Below are 4,020 nucleotides of genomic sequence, written 5' to 3' on the forward strand. Positions count from 1 at the left end.
GTGTCGCTCCGCGACAAGGTGGACCGAAGCAAATACATCGGCTCCGACGAGAACTGGGAGAAAGCCGAGGCGGCCATCATCGAGGCGGCCGCCGAGAAAGGCCTGCCGACCGTGGTGGAATACGGCGAGGCAGCGTTCTACGGCCCGAAGCTCGACTTCATGGTGAAGGACGCTATCGGCCGCAGCTGGCAGCTGGGTACCATCCAGGTGGACTACAACCTCCCGGAGCGCTTTGAACTCGAGTACGTGGGCGCCGACGACAAGCGTCACCGCCCGGTGATGATCCACCGCGCGCCGTTCGGTTCGATGGAGCGTTTCGTGGCCGTGCTGCTCGAACATACGGGCGGCAAGCTCCCGCTCTGGCTGGCGCCGGACCAGGTCTCAATACTCCCTGTCAGTGAAAAATTTAACGATTTTGCAAAAAAAGTTTGCGATTTGTTGAATAATTCCGAAATTCGCGCCTCCATTGATGACCGTAACGTCACGATTGGCAAGAAGATCCGCGAGAATGAGCTCAAACGGATGCCTTTCTTGCTGATTGTCGGTGAGAAGGAGCAGGCGACCGAGACGGTTTCCGTTCGGAAGCAAGGCGGCGAAGACAAGGGCGTGATGAGCCTCGCGGCGTTCCAGGAGTACATCAAGGGTGAGATTGAAAACGAACTTAAATAATTTAATATTAACCATTTAACCTACAGGAGGACCAGATTATAGCAACGAACTACAGACCCCCGAAACCGAAACCGCAAGCCCCGCGCAAGCCGGATCAGCGCCTGCCGCAGAACCGGAAAGACAAAGACGACGGACTTCGGATCAACGATGCCATCACCGCCCAACGCGTCCGCGTGGTGGGTGAGAATGTGCCTGAACAGGGCATCTATCCGCTCGCACAGGCGTTGAAGATGGCAGAAGAACGGGAAATGGATCTGGTGGAGATCGCTCCGAATTCCGATCCTCCCGTATGCAAGATCCTCGACTACCAGAAATTCGTCTATCAGCAGAAAAAGAAGGCGAAGGAACAGAAGTCGAACGCTTCCAAGGTGGTTATCAAGGAGATCCGCTTCGGTCCGCAGACCGATGAGCACGATTTCCAGTTCAAGCTCAACCACGCGAAGAGCTTCCTGCAGGAAGGCTCGAAGGTCAAGGCCTACGTGTTCTTCCGCGGACGCTCCATCCTTTTCTCCGAACAGGGCGAGAAGCTGCTCCTGCGCTTCGCCGTGGAACTGGAGGAATATGGAAAGGCCGAGCAGATGCCGAAACTGGAAGGCAAACGGATGATCATGATGATCGCCCCGCTGAAGAAGAAGTAAACCAACTTTTATAAACAAAACGTTATGCCTAAATTGAAGACCAACACCGGTTCGAAGAAGCGTTTCACGCTCACCGGTTCGGGTAAAATCAAGAGAAAACACGCTTATCACAGCCACATTCTCACCAAGAAGACGAAGAAGCAGAAGAGAAACCTCGACCATTTCGCTATGATCGACAAGGTCGATGTGAAACGAGTGAAAGCTTTGTTAGTCAAGTAGTTTATTTATTGTAGAACCGGACGTTCAGCCGAAAAGACCCCGCGAGCCGGGGCGCTGACGCCCAAAAAACCAATCCATTATGCCTAGATCTGTAAACAGTGTCGCATCAAGGGCACGCCGCAAGAAAGTTTTGAAGGAAACCCGCGGTAACTTCCTCGCCCGGAAAAATGTCTGGACCGTAGCGAAGAATACCTATGAGAAGGGTCTCACCTATGCGTACCGCGACCGCAAGACCAAGAAGCGCAACTTCCGTTCGCTCTGGATCACCCGCATCAACGCAGCTGCCCGCCAGCATGGTATGAACTACTCCCAGTTCATGGGTAAGCTCGCCCAGCAGAATGTGGGTCTGAACCGCAAGGTCCTCGCTGACCTCGCGATGAACAATCCGCAGGCTTTCGAAGCTATCGTCAATTCGGTAAAATAGCTCTGTGCCTTGACCGTCAAGGGAATAGATAAGAAATCTTGGGTGCGGTTCGCCATTTGGGCCGCACTTTATGTCGCGTGGATCGCGTGGCACGGAAACTGGTGGTGGCTCCTGGGCCTTCCCGTGGTTTTCGAGTTTACTGCGAGCCGGCGGCTCAAGGCGTGGTTTGAGAAGATCGCGCAGAAGAGCCGTGGCCTCAAGACGACGCTGGGCTGGGTGGACGCCCTGCTCTTCGCCGTGATCGTGGTCACGTTCATCAACGTCTTCTTCTTCCAGGCCTTCAAGATTCCTTCCTCCTCCATGGAGAGTTCCCTCCTGACGGGTGATTATCTCTTCGTCAGCAAGACGGCCTACGGCCCGAAGCTGCCGCAGACGCCGCTTTCCGTTCCTTTCGTCCACAACACCATGCCCTTCTCCGGGAAAGAGAGCTACTCCACCGCCCTGCAGTTCAAGTATCGGCGGATCAAGGGATTCGGCCACGTCCAGCGCAACGACTACGTGGTCTTCTCGTTCCCGCACGGGGATACGGTGCTCGCCAAAGCCCCCGCCGAGGATTATTACACGCATGTGCGCATGACCTCGCGGGAGTACGCGGAGAAGATGTACGGGCCCATCAAGGTCCGGCCGGTGGACAAGAAGGACCATTATGTGAAGCGTTGCGTGGCGGTGGCGGGCGATACGCTGCGGGTCGTCGACGGCTGGGTCTTTGTGAACGGCCAGCCGCAGGAGCGCTATCCTGGCATCCAGAACACGTACCGTGTGGTCACGGACGGTTCCGCCATCAATTCGGTGCTGCTGCGCGACATGGGATTCAACCAGGGCGAGGTCTGGTACAGCCAGACGCTGCCGGGCTATCCCGCGCTGCCGCTCACGGACGAGAGATACGAAAAAGTGAAGGCTTTGGCCAACGTGGTGAGCGTCGAACAGAATGTCGACGTGTATCCGCCCGATTATCCCGATTCGGAACTGATGTTGTTCCCCTTCGTGGCAACGGGCTGGACGCGCGATAATTATGGTCCGCTGTGGATTCCGGCAAAGGGGGAGTCCGTGGTGCTGACCGCCGACAATCTGCCGTTCTACCGCCGTATCATCGAGGTGTATGAAGGGAATTCCTTCGAAGAAGTGGGGGAGGGTCGCTACCGGATCAACGGGGAAGAGACCGATTCCTACACGTTCCAGATGGATTACTACTTCATGATGGGTGACAACCGTCACAATTCGCTCGATTCGCGTTACTGGGGTTTCGTCCCCGAAGACCACATCGTGGGCAAGCCCCGGGTGATCTGGATGTCGACCGATGCGAACCAGAAGTTTCCCCGGAACATCCGCTGGCGCCGTTTGCTGAAGTTTTTGTAAATGAGTAATTTTTATTTGGTTTTTTGATGAAAAATCAAGATATTTGCAGCCCCTTTGGAAAAATAGAATAAAAAATAGATAGACAATGGCACGAGTTTGTCAAGTTACCGGAAAGAAAAGAGTGATCGGAAACAACGTTTCCCACTCCAAGAGACGTACTAAACGCGAATTCGCCCCGAACCTCAAGACCAAACGTTTCTGGCTCGAAGAGGAACAGCGTTTCGTGACCCTGAAAGTGTCCTGCAAGGGTATGAAGACCATCTACAAGAACGGTCTCGCTGAAACCCTCAAGGAATCCCGTGAGAAAGGTTTGATCAACATCGTTTAATTTTTTACTGACATGGCAAAGAAAGGTAACAGAGTTCAGGTGATCCTTGAATGCACCGAGCAGAGAGAAAGCGGTGTTCCCGGCATCTCCCGGTATATCACGACCAAGAACAAGAAGAACACGAACGAGCGCCTCGAGCTGAAGAAGTACAATCCGTATCTGAAGCGCTACACGGTTCACAAAGAGATCAAGTAACACACTAACTTTATTATACTATGGCAAAGAAAGCGGTCGCAACGTTCTCCGGCGACAAATCCCAGCTGAAAAATGTGGTGAAGTGCATCAAGATGGTCAAGTCTGAGCGCACGGGTGCCTACGCGTTCCAAGAGGAACTCGTCCCTACCGACGAAGTAGCCGACTACTTCAAGAAATAATAAAGTAGGTAA

General features: G+C 53.9%; 9 protein-coding genes. 8 read left to right on the forward strand and 1 reads right to left on the reverse strand.

Annotation, left to right across the window (positions count from 1 at the left end):
• From IK012_RS11595 to rplT, 4 genes are all read left to right on the forward strand, one after another.
• Window positions 1-669 (forward strand): threonine--tRNA ligase (locus tag IK012_RS11595; RefSeq protein WP_290954717.1); only part of this gene is annotated, 669 nt, incomplete at its 5' end.
• A 101-nt stretch (window positions 670-770) separates the two neighbouring features.
• Complete coding sequence (gene infC, locus IK012_RS11600) at window positions 771-1,307, forward strand: translation initiation factor IF-3 (RefSeq protein ID WP_367273792.1); 537 nt, start codon at window positions 771-773, stop codon at window positions 1,305-1,307.
• 24 nt (window positions 1,308-1,331) lie between these two features.
• A complete protein-coding gene (rpmI, locus tag IK012_RS11605; protein WP_290954720.1) occupies window positions 1,332-1,526 on the forward strand; it encodes a 50S ribosomal protein L35 in 195 nt (64 codons plus the stop codon).
• Between the two features lie 79 nt (window positions 1,527-1,605).
• The gene (gene rplT, locus IK012_RS11610; RefSeq protein ID WP_290954723.1) at window positions 1,606-1,950 is read left to right on the forward strand and encodes a 50S ribosomal protein L20; all 345 of its coding nucleotides are present in this window, start codon (window positions 1,606-1,608) and stop codon (window positions 1,948-1,950) included.
• Between the two features lie 68 nt (window positions 1,951-2,018).
• Here rplT and IK012_RS11615 read toward each other — a convergent pair whose 3' ends face one another.
• Entirely contained in the window at window positions 2,019-2,252 is a 234-nt protein-coding gene (locus IK012_RS11615; RefSeq protein ID WP_290954740.1) for a hypothetical protein, read from the reverse strand.
• Between IK012_RS11615 and lepB the strand changes: the two genes are divergently transcribed.
• The 4 genes from lepB to IK012_RS11635 all read left to right on the forward strand — a co-directional run bounded on the left by lepB (window position 2,194) and on the right by IK012_RS11635 (window position 4,008).
• Window positions 2,194-3,306 (forward strand): signal peptidase I, encoded by a 1,113-nt coding sequence (lepB, locus tag IK012_RS11620; RefSeq protein ID WP_290954737.1) that lies wholly within the window; start codon window positions 2,194-2,196, stop codon window positions 3,304-3,306. The genes IK012_RS11615 and lepB overlap by 59 nt on opposite strands.
• A gap of 85 nt (window positions 3,307-3,391) precedes the next feature.
• Complete coding sequence (rpmB, locus tag IK012_RS11625; RefSeq protein ID WP_290954726.1) at window positions 3,392-3,634, forward strand: 50S ribosomal protein L28; 243 nt, start codon at window positions 3,392-3,394, stop codon at window positions 3,632-3,634.
• A gap of 12 nt (window positions 3,635-3,646) precedes the next feature.
• Window positions 3,647-3,829 carry a 50S ribosomal protein L33 gene (rpmG, locus tag IK012_RS11630; protein ID WP_290954728.1) on the forward strand — a complete coding sequence of 61 codons (183 nt, stop codon included), beginning with the start codon at window positions 3,647-3,649 and terminating at the stop codon, window positions 3,827-3,829.
• A 20-nt stretch (window positions 3,830-3,849) separates the two neighbouring features.
• On the forward strand, window positions 3,850-4,008 hold the full coding sequence (locus tag IK012_RS11635; RefSeq protein ID WP_290954731.1) for a DUF4295 domain-containing protein: 159 nt from the start codon (window positions 3,850-3,852) through the stop codon (window positions 4,006-4,008).
• Window positions 4,009-4,020 lie beyond the last annotated feature (12 nt).

The sequence above is a fragment of the Fibrobacter sp. genome (assembly GCF_017551775.1).
Classification (GTDB): Bacteria; Fibrobacterota; Fibrobacteria; order Fibrobacterales; family Fibrobacteraceae; genus Fibrobacter.